The organism is Pseudomonas syringae, assembly GCF_021605415.1.
Classification (GTDB): Bacteria; Pseudomonadota; Gammaproteobacteria; order Pseudomonadales; family Pseudomonadaceae; genus Aquipseudomonas; species Aquipseudomonas syringae_S.
On record NZ_WKEQ01000005.1, the window covers coordinates 41,233 to 65,001 of the forward strand.

The following is a 23,769-nucleotide window of genomic DNA, read 5'->3' on the forward strand; positions in this document are numbered from 1 at the left end:
GTCTGTGCCGACCGCGCAAGGCTTGGGAATGCTGTGGTTCGGGCTTATTCAGCCGAAGCCATTCACCCATGAGAACGGATGGCCACTGGAAATAATTAGTCGGCAGGCTGGATCGCCAACGGAACCGGATGCGGCAGCGTGTCGCAGTTCTCGTTTCGCACCGTCATGGATCAATAATTCTTTTTCTCATTTGACAATCATTATCATTCAACCTAATTTGTCGCTCGATGTGTAGGACGGTTCACCCCCAAAACGTCCCACTAACCTAATGGCAGCAAGGTGATTTCCATGACGGAACCAGTATCCACAAGCAGGTGCGATTCACCGCTACTTCAGGCCTTCGTCGACAATCGATTGATTCTGGTCAAGATTGCAGCCCGCATTACCGGCTGCCGCTCGCGGGCCGAGGACGTAGTACAAGACGCGTTTTTCCGACTGCAATCGGCGCCGCCGATCACTTCGTCGATCAAGGCGCAGTTGAGTTATCTGTTCCAGATCGTGCGCAATCTGGCGATCGATCACTACCGCAAGCAGGCGCTGGAACAGAAATATTCCGGCCCTGAAGAGGAGGGTCTGAACGTGGTGATTCAAGGTGCCTCGCCGGAAATCTCCCACATCAACTTCTCGACCCTGGAAAACATAGCTGACGCGCTGACCGAGCTGCCCAGCCGCACCCGCTATGCGTTCGAGATGTACCGCTTGCACGGCGTGCCGCAAAAAGACATCGCCAAGGAACTCGGCGTCTCGCCAACCCTGGTCAATTTCATGATTCGCGATGCGCTGGTGCACTGCCGCAAGGTGTCGGGCAGTCGTCGTGAGCCGATGGCCGTAGGGCGTCGGTAAGACCGGGAGTAGCGCTGCCCCCATTCGCGAGCAGGCTCGCTCCCACAATGGTTCTGCGTATCAGGAAGGTGGGAGCGAGCGTACTCGCGAAGACGCACTCAAGATCACAAAGATCTTGAGTGCTGTGCATCAAACCAACTTGCACCGATCAAAAAACCGCTCACGCCCCAACATCATCAGCGCCGCGCGCTTATGCGGAAAATCGAATTCCTTTTCGCAGTGGAAGCATTGGTTCTGCATGTGGCCGATCATCTTCGCGTTGTCGGCGCGCGGCTCGGCGACCACGCGCTGGGTGCGCGGATCGTCCAGAAACAGGTAATGCACCAGCGCCGACAACCAGCTCGCCACTTTGTGTGGGCCACGGTGATCTTCTTCCCCCACCAGCATGTGAATGCCACGGTCGTAATTGTCCGCGTCGTAGAACGGCGCAATGCGATCTTCCTTGGCCCAATAGGCTTCGAAATAGGCAAACGGCTGATCATCAAAACAGCCGATCAGCGTCAGGGTGTGGGGATCGGCATCGAGTTTGTTCAGGTACTCGCGATGCTTTTCGAGGCTGCCCTCCTCTTGCCAGAAACTGGCGACGCGCGGGTTATTCTGCCAGCGGTTGAAACGCGGCAGATCCTGCTCGATCTCCACGGTGCGCAAGGAAATCCAGGCACCAAGGCGCGCATCGAAACGCCGATAGACTTCACCACGCGGCTTTACCGGGCGACGCGGATGCCGCTTGCCCTCGCTGATAACCATCTGCTGCGCATAGCTGCCGGTCAGAGAGTGGCCAAGCCAGGGCTGCGGCAACTGCCAGAACAATGTGCGTTCGCAGCGATAGATTCCGGCGACCTCTGTGCCGACCAGCAAACCGCTGAGCAATGCTTCGGTGGGAGGCTCATCCAGTTGCCAGGTCAATTGCCCGCGATCCGGGTCGCGGGCGAATAGCCAATAGCAAGCAGCCCAAACGGCCTGGCCGAGCGGACGGCCAAAGTGTTCCTCGATCCGGATCGGCCCTTCGACGGCGGGATCGAGGCACAGTCGGATCAACGCTTGCCCATCCAGGCTGAGGTTCAGACGGCTGTCGGTGGTATCGGCGATTAGTTGACTGCCCGTCGGCAACGCCAGGGCAGTCAGGTCATTCAGAGTGGACATGGGGCGGGCTCACGATAATCGTAGAGAGTTCAACGATGTGACGTGAGCGGGTGCCGGAAATTTAAGGCGCGAGGGCAAATCTGCTGTTCAGATACCCGGCACCGGCACCACTGCAATCCGGTACGGATCAAAAATCTTCAGCATTTCGCCATTATCACGCAGCCTTCTCAGCAGCTCACCGAACGCTTCGCTACTGATCGGCGCGGCCGCACGCAGAATGGCGTAATGGTGATAGACCTGATCGATGCGTTGAGACACCAGCAGTTCATTGCTGATCTGCTCGTTGCGCAGGAGGTAGTCGCTCAGATACGAACGGGTCACCAATGCGATGTCCGCGCGACCGCGCAGCACCATCAGCAAGTTACTGTCATGGGAATACGTCAGCGTAGCGTTGTATTGCTGGCCGAGGTATTTGGGATCGGCGTTGAAACCGGCAAATTCGTAGTGATAACCGCTGAACAGCGCCAGGCGTTTGCCTGCGAGTCTAGCGAAATAGTCCTGCTGGCGATCCGGCTTGCGTTGCGCAACGAAAATTTCCGCATCTTCCAGGCCCATATCGACGCTGGTATGCGGAATCTCTTTCCAGCCCCATTCAGGGTTTTCAAAAATTGCCATGTCGATCCGGCCTTGCTTGAAATCACCGAAGCGCCGCGGAATCGAAGTGGGCACGAGGACAAATTGATAATCGCTTTGCAGGCGATTCAACGCCTCGACCAGTTGCGGCAGCAGGCCGGTGTCGGCACCGTTTTCCGGGCGAATGGTATAAGGCGGAAAGTGCGCGGCGCCCACGCGGACCAGTTGCGACGCCTGAGCGGGCAATATCGACAACGCCGTCAGCAGCGCGAGTAAAAGCCCCGAGGCCATCCGAATTGGCAAAGACTTCAAAACAACCCACTCCCCCGAAAATGTAGCGCAACGCCTTCACGCCAGGCGCGTTTGGCCCAGTTAGCCAGTTTCCCGGCGTATTGGAAAGCGTCTAATGCTCCTCCAGCACCAGAATCAGTGCCTCGTCGGCCAGTTGATCGAGACTGAGATTGCCTCCGGCGCGGAACCACGTCGTGGTCCAGGACAGCGCACCGGTCAGAAAGCGCCGAGTAATGAACACATCGCCGCGAATGAAACCCGCGTCCTTGGCTTCCCCCAGCACCTGCAACCAGATCTCTTCGTAAATATCACGCAGCGCCAGCACTTGGGCCTGACCTTCTTCGGACAGCGAACGCCACTCGTAAACCAGCACCGCCATCGCTTCGCCGCTGCCACCCATGATCGACTGCAATTCGCAGCGGATCAGCGCCAACACACGCTCGCGCACGTCATCGGCCTCGGCCAGCGCTGCACGCATCAGCGCGGTGTTGTAGCGGATGGTCTCTTCCATCACCGCGCGGAGGATTTCGTCCTTGCTTTTGAAGTGGTGAAAAATGCTTCCGGACTGAATACCGACCGCACCGGCGAGATCACGCACGGTCGTACGTTCGTAGCCTTTGTTGCGAAACAGGTGGGCCGCCACTTGCAGCAATTTGCCGCGCGCGCTGTCGGGGTCGGTCAGCTGACCCGCCTCGACCAGCTCGCGCATGACCCCCAGGGCTTTTTGCTCGTCCACCCGTTCTCTCCTACAGTCGATCAGTCAATTGCATCCCGGAAGCGCCGGGTTGCGGGCAATTTAAGCCGCCGGCAACGACCAAGCAAGCGCTTGGGCAGAAGATAATTTTCATTGTTTACAAACCAAGCGCTTGCTTGGTAGCCTCACAACACTTCTGACGGAGGTCACCGTGTCGCCGATAAAAACGCCCACAACAATCCGCATCGGTTGCGCCAGCGCATTCTGGGGCGACACGTCGACCGCCGCCGCGCAACTGGTCGAGGGTGGCCGGCTCGATTACCTGGTGTTCGATTATCTGGCAGAGGTCACGATGTCGATCATGGCCGGCGCGCGGATGAAAGACCCGCAGGCAGGGTTCGCAAACGACTTCATCGACGTTCTCGGTCCGCTCCTGGGGCAAATCGCCGAGCAGAACATTCGTGTGATCAGCAACGCCGGAGGCATCAACCCTCAAGCATGTGCCGTCGCGCTGCAAGCGGCGTGCGACAAGGCAGGCGTGGCGCTCAAGATTGCAGTGTTGTCCGGCGACGATCTGCAACCGCAGTTCAAACACCTGAGCCGCCAAAACATTACTGAGATGTTTTCCGGCGCACCACTGCCAGCCTTTTGCGTGTCGACCAATGCCTACCTTGGCGCCCCAGGCATCGTCGAAGCCCTGCGTCTGGGCGCCGATATTGTCATCACCGGACGCGTCGTCGACAGCGCCGTGGTCAGTGCCGCGCTGGTACACGAATTCGGCTGGTCGTGGCACGACTACGACAAACTCGCCCAAGCCGCGCTGGCCGGGCACATCATCGAATGCGGCGCGCAATGCACGGGTGGCAACTTCACCGATTGGCGCGACGTGCCGGATTACGAGCACATCGGGTTCCCCATCGTCGAAGTCAGCGCCGACAGCCAGTTCATCGTCAGCAAACCCGAAGGTAGCGGCGGACTGATTACACCGTTCACCGTCGGCGAACAGATGCTGTATGAAATCGGCGATCCCCAGGCGTATCTGTTGCCTGACGTGGTCTGCGACTTCACTCAGGTCAAACTTCAGCAGCAAGGCAAAAACGCCGTTCACGTACACGGCGCGACAGGCCTGCCACCCAGCGACAAATACAAGGTCAGCGCCACCTGGCTTGACGGCTTCCGTTGCACCGCCAGTTGCCTGATGGCAGGCATCGACGCGGTAGACAAGGCCCGTCGCGTCAGCCAGGCGATCATCCACAAAACCTCGGAGATGTTCAGCCAGCGAGGCTGGGCGCCATACAGCGAAGTCAACATCGAACTGCTCGGCAGTGAAGCCACCTACGGCCCTCACGGCCGACGCCACGACAGCCGTGAAGTGGTGATCAAAATCGCCGTGCGTCATCCCGACAAACAGGCGCTGATCCTGTTTTCCCGTGAGATCGCCCAGGCTGCCACCGGCATGGCACCGGGGTTGACCGGCATCGTCGGCGGTCGGCCGACGGTGTATCCGCTGATCCGTCTGTTTTCGTTCCTGATCGACAAAAGTGCCTGCACGCCGCGTATCGATCTGGCCGGCGAACAACACCCTGTCGCCCTGCCCATGTTGTCGCCGCTCGACAGCGATAGCCTGCCGAGCCCCCACTCACTGCCAAAACCTCAAGGCCGAGCCGACGCCAGCGTACCGTTAGTAAAACTGGCCGTGGCGCGCTCCGGCGACAAGGGCAATCACAGCAACATCGGCGTCATGGCGCGGCATCCCGACTACCTGCCGTGGATCGCCGAGGCGCTGACGCCTTCGGTACTCGTCGACTGGATGCGGCATGTGCTCGACCCGACATTCGGCCGCGTCGAACGCTGGTATCTGCCGGGCACCCACAGCCTGAATTTCTTGCTGGAGAACGCCCTCGGCGGCGGTGGCGTCGCCAGCCTGCGCATTGATCCACAGGGCAAGGCCTTCGCCCAGCAACTGCTCGATTTCCAGATTCCGGTGCCGCAAAGCATCGCCGATCAGCTCGACTAAGAAGGACTGACGCCATGGCTTACGACTCGATTTTCAAAGCGAATCTGTTCGATGGCCAAACCATCATTGTCACCGGTGGCGGTAGCGGAATCGGTCGCTGCACCGCCCATGAACTGGCCGCGCTCGGCGCCAATGTCATCGTGGTCGGGCGCAAGCTTGAAAAGCTGCAACGGGTCGTTGCAGAGATCATTGAAGACGGCGGGCGCGCGCACTGCAAAGCCTGCGACATCCGCGAGGAAGAAGCGGTTCGCCATCTGGTTGGCGAACTGATCGCCGAACACGGGCCCATTCACGGTCTGGTCAACAATGCCGGCGGCCAGTACCCGTCGCCCCTGGCTTCTATCAATCAAAAAGGCTTCGAAACCGTGTTGCGCACCAACCTGGTCGGCGGCTTTCTGATGGCGCGGGAAGTGTTCAATCAGTCGATGAGCAAACACGGTGGCAATATCGTCAACATGCTCGCCGACATGTGGGGCGGCATGCCCGGCATGGGCCACTCCGGCGCAGCGCGATCGGGAATGGACAATTTCACTAAGACTGCCGCGTTCGAGTGGGGTCACACCGGGGTGCGGGTCAACGCCGTGGCGCCGGGCTGGATCGCGTCCAGCGGCATGGACACTTACGAAGGCGCATTCAAAGCGGTGATTCCGACCTTGCGCGAACATGTGCCGCTCAAGCGCATCGGCACCGAATCGGAAGTCAGCGCGGCAATTGTTTTTCTGCTGAGCCCGGCGGCGGCGTTCATCAGCGGCAGCACACTGCGCATTGATGGCGCGGCGAGTCTCGGCGGTCGTGCCTGGCCAATGCAGAAGGCGACCAACAGCCAGTCTTACAACGGTTTCCATCGCGCCTACCTGCCCGACGTTCTCAAGGACAAGGAGTAAGCCATGCCGGAGATCCTGTCCCTGCTCGACCCGCACAGCGAAGACTTCGCCCGTAACCGTGCGGCAATGTTGGCCGCTGTCGAGCAGATCCGGCAGCTTGAGCAGAATCTTTTGAACAAAGCTGCCGAAGCCAAGCCGAAATTCGACAAGCGCGGCCAACTGCTGCCTCGTGAGCGCTTGAACCTGTTGCTCGATCCCGGTGGCCCATTCCTCGAACTGGCGAGCCTCGCCGGTTACAAGCTGCATGACGACAAGGACGGCAGCGCGGCCGGTGGCGGCTTGATCGCCGGTATCGGTTACGTATCCGGCGTGCGCGCATTGATCGTCGCGAACAACAGCGCGATCAAGGGCGGGACGATTTCCCCCAGCGGTCTGAAAAAATCCCTGCGCCTGCAACAGATCGCCATGGAGAACAAACTGCCGGTGATCACCCTCGCAGAAAGCGGCGGCGCCAACCTCAACTACGCTGCGGAAATTTTCGTCGAAGGCGCGCGCAGTTTTGCCAATCAGGCGCGAATGTCGGCCATGGGCCTGTTGCAGATCACCGTCGTGCATGGTTCGGCGACGGCGGGCGGCGCTTATCAACCGGGACTGTCGGACTACGTGGTGGTGGTGCGCGGCAAGGCCAAGTTGTTTCTCGCAGGACCGCCGTTGCTCAAGGCTGCGACCGGCGAAATCGCCACGGACGAAGAGCTCGGCGGCGCCGAGATGCACGCACAGGTCGCCGGCACCGCAGAATACCTCGCTGAAAATGACGCCGACGGCATTCGCCAAGTGCGCGAGATCCTGCAGATGCTGCCGTGGAACGAGCAACTGCCATGGCTCCCTGAGCCGCAATACAAAGAACCGCTTTACCCCATCGACGAGCTGCTCGGCTTGATCCCGGACGACCCGAAAAAGCCCTATGACGTACGCGAAATCATCGCGCGAATTGCCGATGCCTCGAAGTTTCTCGAATTCAAAGGCGAGTTCGATCAGCAAACCGTCTGTGGCCAACTGAAGATTCAGGGCCGGGCCTGCGGCTTCATCGGTAACAACGGACCGATCACACCAAACGGCGCTATGAAGGCTGCACAGTTCATCCAGCTGTGCGATCAAAGCCAGACGCCGCTGCTGTTTTTCCACAACACCACCGGATTCATGGTCGGCACCGAATCGGAGCAGCACGGTGTGATCAAACACGGCTCGAAACTGATTCAGGCGGTGGCCAATGCGCGGGTGCCGAAACTGACCATTGTGGTTGGCGGCTCCTATGGCGCCGGCAATTATGCAATGTGCGGACGCGGCCTCGACCCGCGCTTCATCTTCGCCTGGCCCAACAGCCGCACCGCCGTAATGGGCGGTGCCCAGGCTGGCAAGGTGCTGCGCATCGTCACCGAAGCCAAGCAACGCAAGGACGGTCTGGAGCCGGATCCGAAAATGCTCGACATGCTCGAACAGGTCACCACGCAGAAACTCGACAGTCAGTCCACGGCGCTTTATGGCACCGCGAACCTGTGGGATGACGGGCTGATTGATCCACGCGAGACCCGCACCTTGCTCGGCTTCCTGCTCGACATCTGCCACGAAGCGGATATCCGTGACCTGCAATCCAACAGCTTCGGCGTCGCCCGCTTCTGAGCGGACTCAAGGAGAACAATAAAAATGATCTTCACCCCGGAACACGAAGCACTGCGCCGCACCGTCCGCCAATTCATCGACCACGAGATAAACCCGCACGTCGATGAATGGGAAAAGGCCGGGCGCTTTCCGATCCATGACATCTTGCGCAAGGCCGGCGACCTTGGCTTGCTGGGGATCTCCAAACCGGAAAAATTTGGCGGCATGGGCCTGGATTACAGCTATTCGATCGTCGCCGCCGAAGAGTTCGGCACTATTCATTGCGGCGGCATCCCGATGTCGATTGGCGTGCAAACCGACATGTGCACCCCCGCCCTCGCCCGCTTCGGCTCCGATGAACTGCGTGAAGAATTCCTCCGGCCGGCGATCACTGGCGAACAGGTCGGTTGTATCGGCGTCTCGGAAGTCGGTGCCGGCTCCGACGTTGCCGGGCTGAAAACCACCGCGCGCAAGGACGGCGACGACTACGTCATCAACGGCAGCAAAATGTGGATCACCAATTCGCCAAGCGCCGACTTCATTTGCCTGCTCGCCAACACCTCCGACGACAAGCCGCACATCAACAAGTCGCTGATCATGGTGCCGATGAACAGCCCCGGCATCAGCCTCGGTTCGCATCTGGACAAACTCGGCATGCGCAGTTCGGAAACCGCCCAGGTGTTTTTCGACAATGTGCGCGTGCCCCAGCGCAACCGCATCGGCCACGAAGGCGCAGGCTTCATGATGCAAATGTTGCAGTTTCAGGAAGAACGCCTTTTCGGCGCGGCGAACATGATCAAAGGCCTGGAATATTGCGTCGACAGCACCATCGAGTACTGCAAGGAGCGCAAAACCTTCGGCAATGCGCTGATCGACAACCAGGTGATCCACTTCCGCCTCGCCGAGTTGCAGACCGAAATCGAATGCCTGCGGGCGCTGGTCTATCAGGCCACAGAGCAATACGTGCGCGGTCAGGACGTCACGCGCCTGGCCTCGATGGCCAAACTCAAGGCCGGGCGCCTCGGTCGGGAAGTCAGCGACAGTTGCCTGCAATATTGGGGCGGCATGGGCTTCATGTGGGACAACCCGGTGGCACGCGCCTATCGCGATGTGCGGCTGGTGTCGATCGGGGGCGGCGCCGACGAAATCATGTTGGGGATCATTTGCAAGCTGATGGGCATTCTGCCGAGGAAAAAGAAATGATCAGCCTGCCCGAATGCCTGACGCTGTTGTTGGAACTGCACAACAGCGTGCTGCACATCACCCTCAACCGCCCCGAAAGCCGCAATGCGATGAGCCTGCAAATGGTTGCCGAATTGCGTGCGGTGCTGGCGGCAGTGCGCGATGACCGCACTGTTCGAGCCTTGGTTATCGGTGGTGCCGGTGGGCATTTTTGCGCCGGTGGCGACATCAAGGACATGGCCAATGCCCGCGCCCAGGGTGCCGAGGCTTTTCGTGACTTGAATCGTGCGTTCGGTGCTTTGCTGGAAGAGGCGCAACAAGCACCGCAAGTGGTGATCACTGTGTTGCAAGGCGCGGTACTGGGCGGTGGCTTTGGTCTGGCGTGTATCAGTGATGTCGCCATGGCTGACGACAAGGCGCAATTCGGTTTGCCGGAAACCAGCCTCGGCCTGTTGCCGGCGCAGATTGCACCGTTCGTGGTGCAACGCATCGGCCTGACCGAAACCCGGCGATTGGCGCTGACGGCGGCACGGTTTGACGGCGGTGAAGCGCAGCGCATGGGACTGATACATTTTGTCGAGCACGATGCGCAGGCCTTGGCGCAACGATTGGAGGAAGTGCTGGGCGATGTGCTGCGCTGCGCCCCGGAGGCGAACGCCGCCACCAAAAAATTACTGCTGGCCAGTGCGGGTCAGCCGTCGACTGAGTTGCTGGATGAAGCGGCGCGGTGGTTTAGCTCTGCGGTTACTGGAAGTGAAGGTGTCGAGGGGACGATGGCATTTGTACAAAAACGCAAACCTCGGTGGGCCACCTAAAAGCATCGCTGGCAAGCCAGCGATGAGACCTTCACGTTCACCGCCCATTTTCAGGAAAACCATCATGCCCGCCATCCAGAAAATCCTGATCGCCAATCGCGGTGAAATCGCCTGCCGCATCCAGCGCACCGCCCAGGCTTTGGGTTACCGCACCGTCGCCGTGTTCAGCGATGCCGACGCCGATGCGCTGCATGTACACATGGCGGATCAAGCCGTGAATATCGGCCCTGCACCGGTGGCGCAATCGTATTTGAACATCCCCGCCATCCTCGACGCCGCCCGGCGCAGCGGTGCAGACGCTATCCATCCCGGCTATGGCTTTCTTTCGGAAAACGCCGAATTCGCTCAGGCTTGTGCGGAGGCGAACCTGACTTTCATCGGGCCAAGCGTTGACGCCATCGAATTGATGGGCAGCAAGCGCCGCTCGAAAATCGCCATGCTCGCCGCTGGCGTGCCATGCATTGCCGGTTATCAGGGCGCCGAGCAGGATGACGCCACGCTGCTGCGCGAAGCCGAGCGCATCGGCTTCCCACTGATGATCAAGGCCAGCGCCGGGGGCGGCGGTCGCGGCATGCGACTTGTGCACAGCGCCGACGAACTGCCGGCACAACTGCGCACCGCAAGATCCGAGGCCTTGAACGGCTTCGGCAGCGACGAATTGATCCTCGAACAGGCGCTGATCGATCCCCGCCATGTTGAGGTGCAGGTGTTTGGTGACCAGCATGGCAACTTGATTCACCTCGGCGAACGCGACTGTTCGATCCAGCGCCGCCATCAAAAGATCATCGAAGAAGCGCCCTGCCCAGTGATGACCGATGAACTGCGCCAAGCCATGGGCGAAGCAGCGCTCAAGGCCGGGCGTGCGGTCAATTATGTCGGCGCCGGCACGGTGGAGTTTCTTCTTGATGCCAACGGGCGGTTTTACTTTCTCGAAATGAACACACGCCTGCAGGTCGAGCATCCGGTGACGGAACTGATCACGGGGCTGGATCTGGTGGCAATGCAACTCTCGGTCGCCGAAGGACGGCCATTGCCGCTGGCACAGGATCAACTTCGACTTAACGGGCATGCCATAGAGGTGCGGTTGTACGCCGAAGATCCGGCGCAAGGATTTTTACCTCAAACCGGACGCATTGAAGCCTGGGAACCCGCGTTGCTCGAAGGGGTGCGGATCGATCACGGCGTACGATCCGGCCAGTGGGTGAGCCCCTTTTACGACCCCATGCTCGGCAAAATCATTGCCCATGGTGCAACCCGTGAAGAAGCCCGTCGCAAGCTTCTGCGCGCGGTGCAAAACAGCGTATTGCTCGGTGTACAGAGCAATCAACGGCTGCTCGCGGCTCTGCTGCAACATCCGGCATTCATCAGCGGCGGGTTCGGCACGGGGTTCATTGAGCAACACTTCGCGGACCAGCCTTGCCTGCATGCCTACGCGCCCTCCCCCGAAGAACTGGCCGTCGCCGCCGTGATGTTTTATCAGGCTGCGGTACAAAACCAATCATCGACGCCTGGCGGATGGCGCAATACTGCCGGTGCGCCTCTGCACTATCGACTGGGTCTGGAGGATCGGGACTGGGCCGTGCAATTGCTCGCAAAACCCAAGGGGCATTTTGAGATTGAAGTGGCCGGGCAAACGCTGGCGGTCACACTCATTGATCACAACCAACAAGCCGTGACGCTACAAATCGATGGCCTGCGGGAACGCCACGTCTATCGGATCGTCGATGAGCATCTCTGGCTCTGCACCGAGCCTGGCAGTTTGTGCCTGACGGATCGAACTCACGCGGTGATCGACAGTCAGACCAGCGTCAGCTCCGGCACCTTAAAGGCACCGATGGACGGCGCGATCATCGACGTGCTGGTCAGCGAAGGCAGCCCCGTCAGCAAAGGCCAATTATTGGTGGTGCTGGAGGCGATGAAAATGGAGCACCCGCTCAAGGCCGGTATCGACGGCGTGCTCAAGCGGGTGCAGGTCAAGGTCGGCGATCAGGTGAAAAATCGTCAGGTTCTGTTGCAGGTCGAGTGAGTCGCCAGGCGCAACCGCAGGGTTTGACTACGCTCTGATGATCAGGACGCGGAAATCAGGAACCCTGCGATGCCCCACTGGCTGGTCATTGATCTGGAAGCCACCACCGATGAAGGCGGGTGGCCGGTCACGGAAATGGAAATCATCGAAATCGGCGCGACCCTGGTGGATCGCTCCGGTCGCGAACAGGATTACTTTCAATGCTTCGTCAAACCGGAGCGGCGCCCCGTGCTGACGCCGTTTTGCCGCGAGCTCACCCACATCACCCAGGCAAATGTCGACGCGGCGCAGCCTTTGATCGAAGTGTGGCCACTGTTCGAACACTGGCTCGGTCAGCAACCCAATCGCCTTGATGGCTGGGTCAGTTGGGGTGATTACGATCGCAAGCAGTTGTTGCAGGAATGGCAGCGGTTGCGGCTGGACAGTGCGCTTAGCCGCGTGCCGCACATGAATCTCAAACAGCGCTTTGCCAAGGTGCGTCGCCTGGAACGCCCCATGAGTCTCAACGCCGCGCTGCAACTGGCCGGCCTGCAGTTCAGCGGCCAGCAGCACCGGGCACTGGAGGATGCGCGAAATACCGCGCGCCTGCTGCCCCAGGTTTTGCCGGTTTAGACGCGTGACGGCGCGATGGGCCTTGTGCATACTGGCCGCCCCCTTTTTCAGTCCCTTTTGTTGAGGAATCGCCCATGTTTAAAGTCAACGAGTACTTCGACGGCACCGTCAAGTCGATCGCCTTTGGCACCGCCGAAGGCCCGGCGACCCTCGGCGTCATGGCCCCGGGCGAATACGAATTCGGTACCAGCCAACGTGAAATCATGCATGTGGTGTCGGGCGCGCTGACCGTGAAGCTGCCGGACAGCACCGATTGGGAAACCTTCGCCGCCGGCACCCAGTTCAACGTTCCGGCCAACAGCAAGTTCCAGCTGAAAGTCGCGGTCGACACCGCGTATCTGTGCGAATACCGCGGCTGAACCCACGGGTTTTCACGGCAAATAAAAAATGCCCGTGTCCAAGGACACGGGCATTTTTCGTTCAAGCCTGATTACTCGAGGATTTCCACCGGCATGCCGACTTCGAGTCGACCGTTACCGTCGTTAACCAGATTCTGACCAAACATCGCGCCATCGGCTTCGGAGCGATATTTCTGCAACGTGACAAAGGGTTCCCGCTCAGGGTCGCGCTCACCGGTTTGCGGATCGATGGTGGTCATGATGCAGCGTGAACACGGCTTGACCACCCGAAACTCGACGTCACCGATGCGCAAGCGCTTCCAGCTGTCCTCCGCATAAGCCTCAGCGCCTTCGATCACCAGGTTTGGGCGAAAGCGCAACATTTCCAGCGGCCGGCCCACTTGTTGCGAAAGCTGATCCAATGATGCCTGGCCGATCAGCAGCAAGGGATAGCCATCGGCAAAAGCCACTTGATCGTCATCCTTGCCGTAGCCGGCCTGGGTGATTCGAGCACGATCCAGCGGCACTTGCACCAGCCGGGTCGGTTTGCCAATGAATTCGCTGACCCAGTTCGCCGCCTCGTCACCGGCATCCGGCACGCGCAAGGTGTCACGCCAGATTGTTACGCCGCGCAGATCGGCACCGCTGTCGGGCAAGTCGATTTTGATCGTCGAATGCTCTGGCGCACTAAGCGTCAGGCCACCTTCGGCATTCCACAGCGCCGACAATTGGCTCATCTTCGCGACGGCACGCTGGGTCAAAAAACGGCCGCTGGCCTCGTCCACCAGCATCCAGCGGCGATCGCCCTCAAGCCCCAGCTTGTCGAGGCCGATTTCTTGGAGAATCTCACCTTTGCCGGATTTCAACGGGTAACGATAAAGCGCGCTCAGACGCAACATGGTCAGCTCCCTGGTGGACAAAAAGGCCACCCTATACGAGCTTGATCGGCGAATCAAAGGCTGAAATGTTCGCGCCGCAAACGTTGCAGGAGGAGCCTGCTCGCGATGGCGATTATTCAGCGAGCCTCTTGGCTGAATGAGCAGCCGCTGTCGCGAACAGGCCCGCGTCTACAGGTGATCTGTAAGCGGCTTACCGGCCGTTTTCAGGCCGGGACTTCATCGAGCATCAGACGCTGACGCACGACGTCGACGAGTTTGTCTGGCTGGAATTTGGAGAGGAAGTTGTCGCAACCGACTTTCTTCACCATCGAATCGTTAAAGCTGCCGGACAGCGAAGTGTGCAGCACGACGTACAAACCGCGCAGACGCGGATCGTTGCGAATTTCGGTGGTCAGGCGATAGCCGTCCATTTCGGGCATTTCGGCGTCGGTAAAAACCATCAGCAACTTGTCGGTCATATGCACGCCAGTGTCCGCCCAGCTTTTGAGCAGGTTAAGCGCCTTCAAGCCATCGCTGGCAATATGCATCTTCACGCCGAGTTGGCCGAGTGTGTCGCGCAATTGCGATAACGCGACGTTGGAGTCATCCACCAGCAGCACTTCACGACCACGAGCACGCTCCAGCACCGGGTCGTCGAGTTTGTCGCGCGAGACCTTGGCATTGTAAGGGACGATTTCAGCGAGAACCTTTTCGACGTCGATGATTTCCACGAGCTGGTCGTCGACCTTGCTGATCGCGGTCAGGTAATGCTGGCGGCCGGCGCTGGTCGGCGGTGGCAGTATGGCTTCCCAGTTCATGTTGACGATGCGATCGACACCACCGACCAGAAAGGCCTGCACGGAACGGTTGTACTCGGTGACGATGATTGTGCTGTTCGGGCCCGGCACCAGTGGGCGCATGCCGATGGCCTGGGACAGATCGATCACTGGCAGCGTCTGGCCACGAAGGTTGACCACGCCACAGACAAAAGGATGGCGCTGGGGCATCAGGGTCAGCTTCGGCAGTTGCAGCACTTCCTGCACTTTGAACACGTTGATCGCGAACAGCTGGCGTCCGGCCAGGCGAAACATGAGAATTTCCAGGCGATTCTCACCCACCAGTTGCGTGCGTTGGTCTACCGTGTCGAGAATGCCGGCCATCAATGACTCCTGGGCTGTGTTCGGATGATTGCGTTAAAGAGAGTTATCGACTGTTGTCGATAAATCTTGATGCCCGTACAAAATGCCACGGCCAACCATTGATGTCACATTAACATCATGGTTTACTTGCGAAGTGTTTTCTCTCTGCTACATTTTCCTCAGCGCGACCTCGGCTTGCGCGAAAAGTTCCCCTGCCTAAGGGTTTCCCCTATCGGCAATCAGGCCCAACCTGATGTTCGCAATATCCAATAGCCATTAATGTGACGCCATTCTCATTGCATGAATGGAGTCAGGCTTTTGTGTGCGATCGCAGGTCAGTGGCCAATCCCCCTCTCTTATCCTCCAGTCCATGCTCAGGCATGCCGGGGTGCGATCTCTCGACGATCCTTCATCGCCGACACACACGACATCCACTCATCAGACATGACGTTATGGAGATAAGCATGCCGTACGATCGTAAAGAGTGGACGCAGCGATTCCCCGAATTTCTCGTCGAGGCTGAAACACTCCTGGCCAAGTCCGAGGAATGTCTCAGTCACCTGCAATTGATCAGCAACGACAAAGACGCCATCGAATGCATGCTCAGCACGCTGCTCAAGCTTGCGAGCAAAGCGGACGCTCTCGCGCTCGAAGCGATATCCGAATTTTCCCTGCACATCCACAGCCTTCTCAACCGCGCAAACGATCACGTCGACTTACACGACAGTGCGCTGGATGCTCTGAAAGACTGCTTTACGTTGATGGCCTGGCAACTGGAACTCGTCGATCAGCACACCGGCCAGCTCGGTCTGGACAACAGCGAACAGACCACATTGATCGAAGCCTTCGCCTTTCAAGTTCGCCAGCGCCACTTTCAGCCACTGACCGGCGCCAGACCACTCGTCCTGAAGACTTCAGCACGGCAGGTTTGAACGACTCATAAATATCCGTCGCGATTGCTAGCTATATCCACGTGCTGAGTGAACGTCGCTTTGCGGCCAGTCATACCCGCAGGCGACAACTTACAAAAAATAATAACGATTATTTGATGGCGGCTTTTGCGGCCAGACTCAGGGTTTCCCTGTATACGATGTACAACTTCAAAACGACCGTTTACGTCTGCGATATCACAACGCCTCCACTTGGAGCCAAAGTCCAACCAAGGGTTTCCTGACTTTTTGGACATATAGGGCAGGCGCGACCGGCGGAATCGTAAGTGGTACTATGCCGCGCATTAACTTGGTTTCATTTAATGGACAACTAGAAATCGGTAACATGCGATCACCAAAGTTGGCGGTCGAATGCCGATCACTGCACAACACTTAAAGCACCGGTACAAACAACAGTTTTTTTCATTCAGAGATCTGTCTCCCGACCGGTCTGCCCGCAGCGAACATCCATTGGCTCCATCCGTTATGTACGCCAGTCTCAAGTCAATTATTTCGTTGTCCATTTCTCGGGAACACGCTCGCCTGTTTACATTGCTGCTGTGCATCGGATCGGCTTTGGGCAGCTTGCTGACCTATGGCTTGTCGGCGCCGTTGTCGATTGGCCTGTTATTGATCAATGTCGCGGCAAGCGTGTGCGTCGGTGTGCAATATCGTCTGTCGCGCAAGTCGATCAAGTTCCAGCCTCAGGAACTGGCCGACCGTCTGCTGGAAGTCCAGGAAAACGAACGTCACCGCCTCAGTCGAGAACTGCATGACGATATCGGTCAATTGTTGACCGCTGCCAAACTCCAAAGCGAATGGCTCAAACGACGTCTGCCCGATGACCTGCAAGCGCAGTGCACAGTGCTGAGCGATACCCTGGAAGAAACCCTGACCAAAGTGCGCGATGTTTCGGCCATTCTCAATCCTCGGCAATTGACCAGCCTGGGTCTCGAAGCGAGTTTACGTGCGCACTTGCTCAAGACACTGGCCAATACCGCCGTACACTGGAGCCTGGATTGCCAGCAGCGACTCACCGGAATTCCCGAAGAAATGGCGGTCGCTGCGTTTCGTATCACCCAGGAAGCCGTGACCAACATCCTTCGCCACGCACAGGCAAAAAACCTGTTGATTCGCGTGCAGCGTCTGCCTCAAGGTTTAACCTTGTTGATCAGCGATGACGGGCTGGGATTCGAGCCGGCCGTCGATCCCGCGAGAGAAGGACAACGTGGCATGGCGGGAATGAGTGAACGTATCGCACAACTGGGCGGCACGTTGGCCGTCACCAGCGAACCGGGCAAGGGTACCCAAATTGAAGCACTTTTCCCCTGGGCGCCCCGCGCGCTCGAGCGGGCCAGTACCAATAAGGTTATGCATTGACTTGTAACTTACTTTTAGTGGACGACCACTCACTGATCCGGGCAGGCGTGCGCGCTCTGGTGCTGGATATCCCTGGCTACGCCGTCGTCGGCGAAGCCAACGACGGCTCGCAGCTGCTCGAACTGGTCGAGCAACTGACGCCGGACATTGTCCTTCTCGACATTTCGATGAAAGAAACCGGCGGACTTGAAGCGCTGCAACGCCTCAAACGAACACGCCCGCAAAGCAAGGTACTGATTCTGTCGATGCACACCGATCCAGCGCTGATCATGCAAGCTCTGGAATCCGGCGCTCATGGTTACCTGCTCAAGGACACCACCGCCACCGAGCTCGAACACGCGCTGACGGCTCTGCGCCATAACGAGCGCTACCTCAGTCCGGCAATCGCTCATACAGTGATCAATCAGGCATTGACCCGCTCGCAGAAAAACCAGCCGGACGCTGCCGAGTCCCATAACCTGACAGCGCGCCAATTGGAAATCCTGCGCCTGATCGTGCGCGGCAAATCCACCCGGGAAATCGCCAACGGCCTGGGTCTGAGCATCAAGACCGTCGAAACCCACCGCTCGCAAATCATGAAACGGCTGCAGATATACGACGTGGCAGGCCTGGTGCTGTTTGCCGTGCGCGAGCAGATCATCAGTCTGGACGACTGATCAACCGATTGGCGCTCAACAGCGGTGAATCCTTCGGCAGATGCACCTGCAATGCAGCCGGCCGCGCGGAAAATCGCAGATTGTCACCCTCAAGCGGTTCCCCATCGAGGTTGATGAACAGCCCTTCTGCAACCTTGATCTCGACCCAGGGCAAACGGACGCGCACAAACATATTGTCGATGCCGAAACCTTCGCTGAGTAGCGTCTTCAGAGTACCCACCACCTCCTGTGGCGCGGGCAAAATACTGATGTCCAACAGTCCGTCATCCGCCAGCGCTTCCGGGCATAGAGCCTGTCCTCCACCGGCCTGTCGGCCATTACCGATGCCCAATGCCAGCAACTCGCCACTCCAGTGAAAGTCCGGGCCCTGCAACTCTCCATAGGCGGCATGCAACTCGCTGAAGCGCGTTAACCCAGTGAAGAGGTAGGCCGCGCCGCCGAGCACTTTTTTCAGTTCCTCTGAGGTGTTAGCGGTGACATGGCTGCCAAAACCGCCGGTTGCCATATTCAGAAACACTTGTCCGCCCACGTCACCCAGATCAACAGGGCTAGGCTCGACATCCAATAGTGCCAGCGCGTCGACCGGCTCAAGAGGTACACCCGCTGCACGGCAAAAATCGTTGGCGGTACCCAGCGGCAACAACGCCAGACTGGCATTGTGTTCATGTGTCGCCAACGCTTCGGCGACATCACGCAGCGTCCCATCACCGCCGCCGGCGATGATCCGCGTGTAGCCGGCAGCCAGCGCCTCGCCCACCAACCGTTGGGCGTCGCCGGCTTCCCACGTCACTCGAACCGCCAGCTCCCAGCCTTGCTCACGCTTGCCTTGAACGGCGATGCGAACTTCTTCGTTGAGTGCCTGCTTGCCATGCAGAATCAACAGTGCCCTGCGCTCAGTCATAACGGTCACTCCAAGGTTTCAATCGATACGGGACATCTTGACCCTTCGTGCAGGCAAAAAAGTCGCTGAAACCTTAATTAATTCAAGCAACCTGTCGGGCACGTCCTACAAGGCAGTCTTTTTTCTTACAAAACGTGATGAAAAGGCTCAATTGACCGGCCTTGGCGATTGATACACCGTGTCCTGGCGGTATCCAAATATCAATCCAACAACACAGGGATGTGCAGTAATGAGTGGACCCAGCTTCAGGACTTCCGGCAGTCCGATCATCGGCTCCGTCGACAAGGGTGTCGAATCAGCGAACGGATACTTCCATGCAAACCAGTGAAGCCCGAATGCCAGTAAGTCCGGTCCCCCCTCTATCCGACAATCGTGCCCATCACGGCGGCGATGTCAAAAGCAGCGCCAAAGTCATTGGAGAAACTAGAATGGAACCTCGCGTCGTCGAACTGGAAACCCACCTCAAATACATTCGCAGAGACATGGAGGAAGTCAGGGACGACGTAAAATCCATCAAGCACCGTCTGGCCTATTCGGCAGGTGCGACAGCCGTCGTACTGGGTTTGATCGGATGGGTGGCGAACAGCCGGTTCGAGCAGTTGGTCACGCTGCTGGGCCATTGACCACGAAAGAAAACCAGGCCTCGATCGAGGCCTGTTTTGGCTTTGGCTAGTGTCAGCCGAGAAGTTCACTGAGCGGAATGAAGACAACTTCGTCCCCCTCCGCGAGTGTGCGACTTTCCAGTACTTCGACTAACCCGTCGGCCCATGCTGCGCTACGCAGGACGCCCGAACTTTGATTCTTGTAGATGACAGCTCGCCCTTGAACCAGGCGTCCGCGCAGGTATTCCCGGCGATTACCGGCCTGCGGCCAGTCAAAACCGGCGGGCACCGGGAACTTCAGTGGTTCGACCTCCTGCACGCCCAAGCGGCGCAGCAGATAAGGCCGCGCCAACAATGCGAACGTCACCAGTGTCGAAGCAGGATTGCCGGGCAGCCCGATGACCGGCACATTGCGGAAATGGCCAACCGTGAGTGGTTTTCCAGGTTTGATTGCGAGCTTCCACAATGTCAGCTCGCCTTCTTCGCGCAATGCGATGCCAAGAAAGTCTGCTTCACCGACAGAAACACCACCCGTAGACAAAATCAGGTCGACATCCTGCAGTTCGCCAAGTCGCGCACGCGTGGCAGGCAGATCGTCCGGCAGGATACCGGCATCGATCACCTCACACCCCATACGCTGCAACCAGCTGCACAACAGGACACGATTGCTGTTGTAGATCTGGCCCGGGCCAAGCGCCTGGCCCGGCTCGATCAACTCGTCACCCGTAGACAACACTGCGACCCGCACCTTGCGTACGACATCCAGTCCGGCACAGCCCAAGGAAGCAGCCAGGCCTTGTTCGATAGGACCAAGTCGCGTGCCGGCGTGCAACACCAATTCGCCGACCGTCGTTTCCTGTCCCTGCGGGCGGATGTTCTGCCCGCCAGTCATGGCCTCGGTGAAACGCACACGTTCATCGGCCTGGACTTCGGCATTCTCCTGCATCTCGACGCAATCGGCACCCGCCGGGACTGGCGCTCCGGTAAAGATTCGCGCACATGTTCCAGGCTTCAAAAGCTCAGGCGCCTGGCCGGCAAATACCTTCTGGCTCACCGGCAGCGGTTCGCCCGTCCAGTCAGCCAGACGCAGGGCATAACCATCCATGGCACTGTTGGGCCACGGGGGCAGATCCAGCGTCGAAACGAGATTATCGGCCAGTACACGACCCTGAACCTGCGCCAGCGGCAAATGTTCCCGCTCAACGATCCTGGACGCTTCGGCCATTTCCAGCAGTCGAGCCAGCGCCGTTTCAACAGGCATCAAGGCGCCGGTCTTGCCCGGCTTACCCACGGGATTCACAAGGCGCTGCCTGTTTCAGATGCGGCACGAAATTGCATGGACGATGACGCGAATCCAGTTGCTCGGCGAGGATGCCGTCCCAGCCGGTGCGTACCGCGTTGGTCGAACCCGGCAGGCAGCACACCAAGGTGCCATTGGCCAACCCGGCCAATGCCCGTGACTGAACAGTGGAGGTGCCGATATCGGCAACGGAAATCTGGCGGAACAGCTCACCGAAACCATCAACCTGTTTGTCGAGCAAGCAGGCGACGGCTTCCGGCGTGCTGTCACGCCCGGTGAAACCGGTACCGCCGGTGATCAACACCACTTGCACGATGTCTTCGGCGATCCAGTGGGCGACTTGCGCGCGGATTTTGTACAAGTCATCTTTGAGCAGCACACGCTCGGCCAGGTTGTGGCCGGCGGCATTCAAACGGTCGACGAACAGTTGGCCGGAGGTATCGGTTTCAAGTGTTCGGGTGTCGCTGACAGTCAACACGGCAATATTCAGCGGTGCAAAAGGTACATCGGCCTTGGCTTTCATAGGCTCGTCCAGTTGTAGGAGAAACAGCCCGGTGTTATATCACAGCGCCCACTTTTTCCGCCGCCCCCATGGAGAGTTGTCATGACTTTGAATTCAACCCTGCCACCCTGCTCCATCCTGCTTTTGGCGGGCGGACGCGGTCAGCGCATGGGCGGTCGGGACAAGGGATTGATCGAATGGCAAGGCGAGCCGCTGATCGCCCATCTCCAACGCAAGGTTCGCCCGTTGACCGATGACCTGATCATTTCCTGCAACCGCAATCGTGATCGATACGCGCCATTTTCGGATCAACTGGTCAGCGATGACGAAGAAGACTTTCCCGGGCCGCTGGCCGGCATCCTTGCGGGCCTGAAAGTGGCCCGTCATCGGCACTTGCTGGTGTTGCCCTGCGATGTGCCGCGAATCGACCTGCCGTTGCTGCAAGGCATGCGCGAGGCCGCCGCACGGTTTGATGACAAACCTTTAATGTTGCGCCACGACGACCATTGGGAACCCCTGCTGTGCATAATTCCGACGATGCTTTTGCCAGCCTTCGATAACGCTTGGCATGCCGGTGAACGCAGTCCCGGCCGGCTCATGCGCACCCTGGGCGCGACAGCCTTTCAGTGCCCCGACAACGATCCGCGGCTGGCCAACCTCAACACGCCGGAACTGTTAAGCTCCCATGGCACTGTGTCAGACTGACACCACTCAAGGAACTTGCACGCCTTGTATACGTCTCAAGCTCAGTAACTAAAAGAATTTTCCTTCGGAGACACACTCATGACTCAACGGACCCTCGCCACTTTCATGCTCGCACTGGGCCTGGCTACTTTGGCCGGTTGCGCTTCGCCCACAGTGATCACCTTGAATGATGGTCGCGAAATTCAGGCCGTCGACTCGCCTAAATATGATGAAGATTCGGGCTTCTACGAATTCGAACAACTGGACGGCAAGCAGACCCGCATCAACAAAGATCAGATCCGTACCGTTAAAGAGCTGTAACTTTCACGCCGGATACAGAAAAGCCCGCGCAAGACGCGGGCTTTTTCATGGGAGACCGAAAAGTAGAATTACCATTGCAACGTGATGCGACTCTCGAACTCGCGCTCCTCGCCTGTCACCGGATCGATAAACTTTAACCCTTGCGCCAACAGCTTCAGCGGATTGGCATAGTCATCTTCAACGTCTTTCAACACGTTCGGATAAAACGGGTCATTGCAGATGCTGGCCCCCAGCGCGGTCATGTGTACACGCAACTGATGTTTTTTACCGGTCACCGGATACAAGCCATAACGCCACAGTCCGCCGTTTTTCTCGCGCACGTCCACTGCCGTTTCGGTGTTGCTGACGCCCGCACCTTCCTGCATGCGGAAAAACGGCTCGCCTTCGACCAACCGGCTTTTATGCACCAGCGGAAACTCCAGACCGGGTAACGCGGCGGCAATGGCTTCGTAGCGCTTTTCAATCTGTCGCGTGGGAAAAAGCGACTGATAAGCCGAACGGGTTTGCGGATTGGCGGAAAAAATCACCAGTCCCGCCGTGTGCCGGTCAATCCGGTGCAGCGGCACCAGATGAGGATTGTCCAGACGGCGAATCAAACGCCGCAGCAGTGTTTGCTCCACGTATTCCCCGGCTGGCGTCACCGGCAAAAAATGGGGTTTGTCCGCCACGACCAAATGCTCGTCCGCATACAGAATCGACTCGACCACCGGAATCGGCTTTTCGTCCGGTACTTCGCGAAAGTAGTGGATGCGCAAGCCTTCCTTGTACGGAAGATCCAGTGCAATCGGTTGGCCGTTACCATCAAGCACTCGACCTCGGGCAATCCTGTCCAGCCATTGATCACGGCTGATGGCTCGGAAGTGCTCGCACAAACAGTCGAGCACCGTCAGCCAGGTACCCGGCGGAAGGTACAACGTGCTGGCCTGGTTCCGGGCGGCAGAAAATGATGATGTGGACATACGATACGTTCGACCCCTCAATGCAGGCCGGCATTATCCAACAGCGAGCGGAGTGTACCTAGCGCAGAATCCGATGATGGCCTCAAGCTGGAATGGATTTCAGCGCCGCTGCTTCGGTGAACTCTTTCAGCCAGCGCAGCACATCGACGGCTTCCCAGCGGCCCGGGTCGTAAAGGGCGTAGAGCAATCCCTGATACCCGACCACATCCAGTTGCTTGTGATACCCCGCCCGTTGAAATAGCGCCTCGATTTCGGCAAAGCAGGTGTTGAAGTGCACTTTGTTGAAGGGCGTCTTGCCTTCCGTGACCAACCCGTCCAGGCGCAGTTCGAGGACGGCCTCGCGCACCACGTCAACCGACATGCGGTTAACGCTGTTTTTCAACTGTTCGACATTGACCACGGTTCATCCCTCTGACATCCGGTTCGCTGAGAACCCATTACTGTATGCGCATACAGTAACCGAATAAACCCGATCGGCCAAGGAATGCGAAAACAGACGCG

At 58.6% G+C, this 23,769-nt stretch carries 25 protein-coding genes; 15 read left to right on the forward strand and 10 right to left on the reverse strand.

The window, feature by feature from the left end:
- Positions 1 to 288 precede the first annotated feature (288 nt).
- A complete protein-coding gene (locus tag GIW69_RS04820; protein WP_236480999.1) occupies positions 289 to 843 on the forward strand; it encodes an RNA polymerase factor sigma-70 in 555 nt (184 codons plus the stop codon).
- A 129-nt stretch (positions 844 to 972) separates the two neighbouring features.
- On the opposite strand, the gene GIW69_RS04825 is transcribed toward GIW69_RS04820, so the two are convergent.
- The 3 genes from GIW69_RS04825 to GIW69_RS04835 form a co-directional block, all read right to left on the reverse strand.
- Complete coding sequence (locus GIW69_RS04825) at positions 973 to 1,986, reverse strand: GNAT family N-acetyltransferase (RefSeq protein WP_236481000.1); 1,014 nt, start codon at positions 1,984 to 1,986, stop codon at positions 973 to 975.
- Positions 1,987 to 2,073: 87 nt separating this feature from the next.
- Positions 2,074 to 2,850 carry a type 2 periplasmic-binding domain-containing protein gene (locus GIW69_RS04830; protein WP_236481151.1) on the reverse strand — a complete coding sequence of 259 codons (777 nt, stop codon included), beginning with the start codon at positions 2,848 to 2,850 and terminating at the stop codon, positions 2,074 to 2,076.
- 112 nt (positions 2,851 to 2,962) lie between these two features.
- Positions 2,963 to 3,586: a TetR/AcrR family transcriptional regulator gene (locus GIW69_RS04835; protein WP_236481001.1), complete on the reverse strand. Its 624-nt coding sequence runs from the start codon at positions 3,584 to 3,586 to the stop codon at positions 2,963 to 2,965.
- 178 nt (positions 3,587 to 3,764) lie between these two features.
- Here GIW69_RS04835 and GIW69_RS04840 point away from each other — a divergent pair, with 178 nt between their 5' ends.
- From GIW69_RS04840 to ppnP, 8 genes are all read left to right on the forward strand, one after another.
- Positions 3,765 to 5,561, forward strand: coding sequence for an acyclic terpene utilization AtuA family protein (locus GIW69_RS04840; RefSeq protein WP_236481152.1), 1,797 nt, complete (start codon positions 3,765 to 3,767; stop codon positions 5,559 to 5,561).
- Between the two features lie 14 nt (positions 5,562 to 5,575).
- The gene (locus GIW69_RS04845) at positions 5,576 to 6,445 is read left to right on the forward strand and encodes an SDR family oxidoreductase (RefSeq protein WP_236481002.1); all 870 of its coding nucleotides are present in this window, start codon (positions 5,576 to 5,578) and stop codon (positions 6,443 to 6,445) included.
- A 3-nt stretch (positions 6,446 to 6,448) separates the two neighbouring features.
- Positions 6,449 to 8,065, forward strand: a complete 1,617-nt coding sequence (gene atuC / locus GIW69_RS04850; protein ID WP_236481003.1) for an acyl-CoA carboxylase subunit beta — start codon at positions 6,449 to 6,451, stop codon at positions 8,063 to 8,065.
- A 24-nt stretch (positions 8,066 to 8,089) separates the two neighbouring features.
- Positions 8,090 to 9,247 (forward strand): citronellyl-CoA dehydrogenase, encoded by a 1,158-nt coding sequence (gene atuD, locus GIW69_RS04855; protein WP_236481004.1) that lies wholly within the window; start codon positions 8,090 to 8,092, stop codon positions 9,245 to 9,247.
- Positions 9,247 to 10,041 (forward strand): enoyl-CoA hydratase-related protein, encoded by a 795-nt coding sequence (locus GIW69_RS04860; RefSeq protein WP_236481153.1) that lies wholly within the window; start codon positions 9,247 to 9,249, stop codon positions 10,039 to 10,041. Before atuD ends, GIW69_RS04860 begins: the two co-directional genes overlap by 1 nt.
- A gap of 64 nt (positions 10,042 to 10,105) precedes the next feature.
- A complete protein-coding gene (locus tag GIW69_RS04865) occupies positions 10,106 to 12,067 on the forward strand; it encodes an acetyl-CoA carboxylase biotin carboxylase subunit (RefSeq protein ID WP_236481005.1) in 1,962 nt (653 codons plus the stop codon).
- Positions 12,068 to 12,136: 69 nt separating this feature from the next.
- Entirely contained in the window at positions 12,137 to 12,679 is a 543-nt protein-coding gene (locus GIW69_RS04870; RefSeq protein ID WP_236481006.1) for an exonuclease domain-containing protein, read from the forward strand.
- A 74-nt stretch (positions 12,680 to 12,753) separates the two neighbouring features.
- On the forward strand, positions 12,754 to 13,038 hold the full coding sequence (gene ppnP, locus GIW69_RS04875; RefSeq protein ID WP_236481007.1) for a pyrimidine/purine nucleoside phosphorylase: 285 nt from the start codon (positions 12,754 to 12,756) through the stop codon (positions 13,036 to 13,038).
- 71 nt (positions 13,039 to 13,109) lie between these two features.
- Here the strand turns inward: ppnP and GIW69_RS04880 are convergent, their stop codons facing one another.
- Both GIW69_RS04880 and GIW69_RS04885 read right to left on the reverse strand, forming a co-directional pair.
- A complete protein-coding gene (locus GIW69_RS04880; RefSeq protein ID WP_236481008.1) occupies positions 13,110 to 13,916 on the reverse strand; it encodes an MOSC domain-containing protein in 807 nt (268 codons plus the stop codon).
- Between the two features lie 203 nt (positions 13,917 to 14,119).
- Positions 14,120 to 15,055, reverse strand: coding sequence for a chemotaxis protein CheV (locus GIW69_RS04885; protein WP_236481009.1), 936 nt, complete (start codon positions 15,053 to 15,055; stop codon positions 14,120 to 14,122).
- Between the two features lie 443 nt (positions 15,056 to 15,498).
- Between GIW69_RS04885 and GIW69_RS04890 the strand changes: the two genes are divergently transcribed.
- The 3 genes from GIW69_RS04890 (at position 15,499) to GIW69_RS04900 (ending at position 17,999) form a co-directional block, all read left to right on the forward strand.
- The gene (locus GIW69_RS04890; RefSeq protein ID WP_236481010.1) at positions 15,499 to 15,966 is read left to right on the forward strand and encodes a hypothetical protein; all 468 of its coding nucleotides are present in this window, start codon (positions 15,499 to 15,501) and stop codon (positions 15,964 to 15,966) included.
- A 483-nt stretch (positions 15,967 to 16,449) separates the two neighbouring features.
- Complete coding sequence (locus tag GIW69_RS04895) at positions 16,450 to 17,343, forward strand: sensor histidine kinase (RefSeq protein WP_236481154.1); 894 nt, start codon at positions 16,450 to 16,452, stop codon at positions 17,341 to 17,343.
- A complete protein-coding gene (locus tag GIW69_RS04900; RefSeq protein WP_236481011.1) occupies positions 17,340 to 17,999 on the forward strand; it encodes a response regulator transcription factor in 660 nt (219 codons plus the stop codon). The genes GIW69_RS04895 and GIW69_RS04900 overlap by 4 nt, the downstream gene beginning before the upstream one ends.
- Here the strand turns inward: GIW69_RS04900 and yegS are convergent.
- Complete coding sequence (yegS, locus tag GIW69_RS04905; RefSeq protein WP_236481012.1) at positions 17,983 to 18,900, reverse strand: lipid kinase YegS; 918 nt, start codon at positions 18,898 to 18,900, stop codon at positions 17,983 to 17,985. The genes GIW69_RS04900 and yegS overlap by 17 nt on opposite strands.
- 314 nt (positions 18,901 to 19,214) lie before the next feature.
- Between yegS and GIW69_RS04910 the strand changes: the two genes are divergently transcribed.
- On the forward strand, positions 19,215 to 19,523 hold the full coding sequence (locus GIW69_RS04910; RefSeq protein WP_236481013.1) for a hypothetical protein: 309 nt from the start codon (positions 19,215 to 19,217) through the stop codon (positions 19,521 to 19,523).
- A gap of 52 nt (positions 19,524 to 19,575) precedes the next feature.
- On the opposite strand, the gene GIW69_RS04915 is transcribed toward GIW69_RS04910, so the two are convergent.
- Positions 19,576 to 20,802 (reverse strand): molybdopterin molybdotransferase MoeA, encoded by a 1,227-nt coding sequence (locus GIW69_RS04915; protein WP_236481014.1) that lies wholly within the window; start codon positions 20,800 to 20,802, stop codon positions 19,576 to 19,578.
- Positions 20,786 to 21,325 (reverse strand): molybdenum cofactor biosynthesis protein B, encoded by a 540-nt coding sequence (moaB, locus tag GIW69_RS04920; RefSeq protein ID WP_236481015.1) that lies wholly within the window; start codon positions 21,323 to 21,325, stop codon positions 20,786 to 20,788. The genes GIW69_RS04915 and moaB overlap by 17 nt, the downstream gene beginning before the upstream one ends.
- Positions 21,326 to 21,406: 81 nt before the next feature.
- Between moaB and mobA the strand changes: the two genes are divergently transcribed.
- The gene (gene mobA / locus GIW69_RS04925) at positions 21,407 to 22,009 is read left to right on the forward strand and encodes a molybdenum cofactor guanylyltransferase MobA (protein WP_236481016.1); all 603 of its coding nucleotides are present in this window, start codon (positions 21,407 to 21,409) and stop codon (positions 22,007 to 22,009) included.
- 78 nt (positions 22,010 to 22,087) lie between these two features.
- Positions 22,088 to 22,309: a YgdI/YgdR family lipoprotein gene (locus GIW69_RS04930; RefSeq protein ID WP_236481017.1), complete on the forward strand. Its 222-nt coding sequence runs from the start codon at positions 22,088 to 22,090 to the stop codon at positions 22,307 to 22,309.
- A 68-nt stretch (positions 22,310 to 22,377) separates the two neighbouring features.
- Here the strand turns inward: GIW69_RS04930 and GIW69_RS04935 are convergent, their stop codons facing one another.
- Entirely contained in the window at positions 22,378 to 23,268 is an 891-nt protein-coding gene (locus tag GIW69_RS04935; protein ID WP_236481018.1) for a pseudouridine synthase, read from the reverse strand.
- Positions 23,269 to 23,350: 82 nt separating this feature from the next.
- Positions 23,351 to 23,668: a transcriptional regulator gene (locus tag GIW69_RS04940; RefSeq protein WP_122591930.1), complete on the reverse strand. Its 318-nt coding sequence runs from the start codon at positions 23,666 to 23,668 to the stop codon at positions 23,351 to 23,353.
- Positions 23,669 to 23,769 lie beyond the last annotated feature (101 nt).

What these genes read in the sequence shown, in the direction of transcription:
- mobA (WP_236481016.1), top strand. Translation starts at nt 21,407, where the DNA reads ATGACTTTGAATTCAACCCTGCCACCCTGCTCCATCCTGCTTTTGGCG.
- GIW69_RS04880 (WP_236481008.1), bottom strand. Translation starts at nt 13,916, where the DNA reads ATGTTGCGTCTGAGCGCGCTTTATCGTTACCCGTTGAAATCCGGCAAA.
- GIW69_RS04935 (WP_236481018.1), bottom strand. Translation starts at nt 23,268, where the DNA reads ATGTCCACATCATCATTTTCTGCCGCCCGGAACCAGGCCAGCACGTTG.
- GIW69_RS04865 (WP_236481005.1), top strand. Translation starts at nt 10,106, where the DNA reads ATGCCCGCCATCCAGAAAATCCTGATCGCCAATCGCGGTGAAATCGCC.
- GIW69_RS04820 (WP_236480999.1), top strand. Translation starts at nt 289, where the DNA reads ATGACGGAACCAGTATCCACAAGCAGGTGCGATTCACCGCTACTTCAG.
- moaB (WP_236481015.1), bottom strand. Translation starts at nt 21,325, where the DNA reads ATGAAAGCCAAGGCCGATGTACCTTTTGCACCGCTGAATATTGCCGTG.
- GIW69_RS04845 (WP_236481002.1), top strand. Translation starts at nt 5,576, where the DNA reads ATGGCTTACGACTCGATTTTCAAAGCGAATCTGTTCGATGGCCAAACC.
- GIW69_RS04930 (WP_236481017.1), top strand. Translation starts at nt 22,088, where the DNA reads ATGACTCAACGGACCCTCGCCACTTTCATGCTCGCACTGGGCCTGGCT.
- atuD (WP_236481004.1), top strand. Translation starts at nt 8,090, where the DNA reads ATGATCTTCACCCCGGAACACGAAGCACTGCGCCGCACCGTCCGCCAA.
- GIW69_RS04910 (WP_236481013.1), top strand. Translation starts at nt 19,215, where the DNA reads ATGCAAACCAGTGAAGCCCGAATGCCAGTAAGTCCGGTCCCCCCTCTA.
- GIW69_RS04885 (WP_236481009.1), bottom strand. Translation starts at nt 15,055, where the DNA reads ATGGCCGGCATTCTCGACACGGTAGACCAACGCACGCAACTGGTGGGT.
- GIW69_RS04895 (WP_236481154.1), top strand. Translation starts at nt 16,450, where the DNA reads ATGTACGCCAGTCTCAAGTCAATTATTTCGTTGTCCATTTCTCGGGAA.
- atuC (WP_236481003.1), top strand. Translation starts at nt 6,449, where the DNA reads ATGCCGGAGATCCTGTCCCTGCTCGACCCGCACAGCGAAGACTTCGCC.
- ppnP (WP_236481007.1), top strand. Translation starts at nt 12,754, where the DNA reads ATGTTTAAAGTCAACGAGTACTTCGACGGCACCGTCAAGTCGATCGCC.
- GIW69_RS04870 (WP_236481006.1), top strand. Translation starts at nt 12,137, where the DNA reads ATGCCCCACTGGCTGGTCATTGATCTGGAAGCCACCACCGATGAAGGC.
- yegS (WP_236481012.1), bottom strand. Translation starts at nt 18,900, where the DNA reads ATGACTGAGCGCAGGGCACTGTTGATTCTGCATGGCAAGCAGGCACTC.
- GIW69_RS04825 (WP_236481000.1), bottom strand. Translation starts at nt 1,986, where the DNA reads ATGTCCACTCTGAATGACCTGACTGCCCTGGCGTTGCCGACGGGCAGT.
- GIW69_RS04830 (WP_236481151.1), bottom strand. Translation starts at nt 2,850, where the DNA reads ATGGCCTCGGGGCTTTTACTCGCGCTGCTGACGGCGTTGTCGATATTG.
- GIW69_RS04890 (WP_236481010.1), top strand. Translation starts at nt 15,499, where the DNA reads ATGCCGTACGATCGTAAAGAGTGGACGCAGCGATTCCCCGAATTTCTC.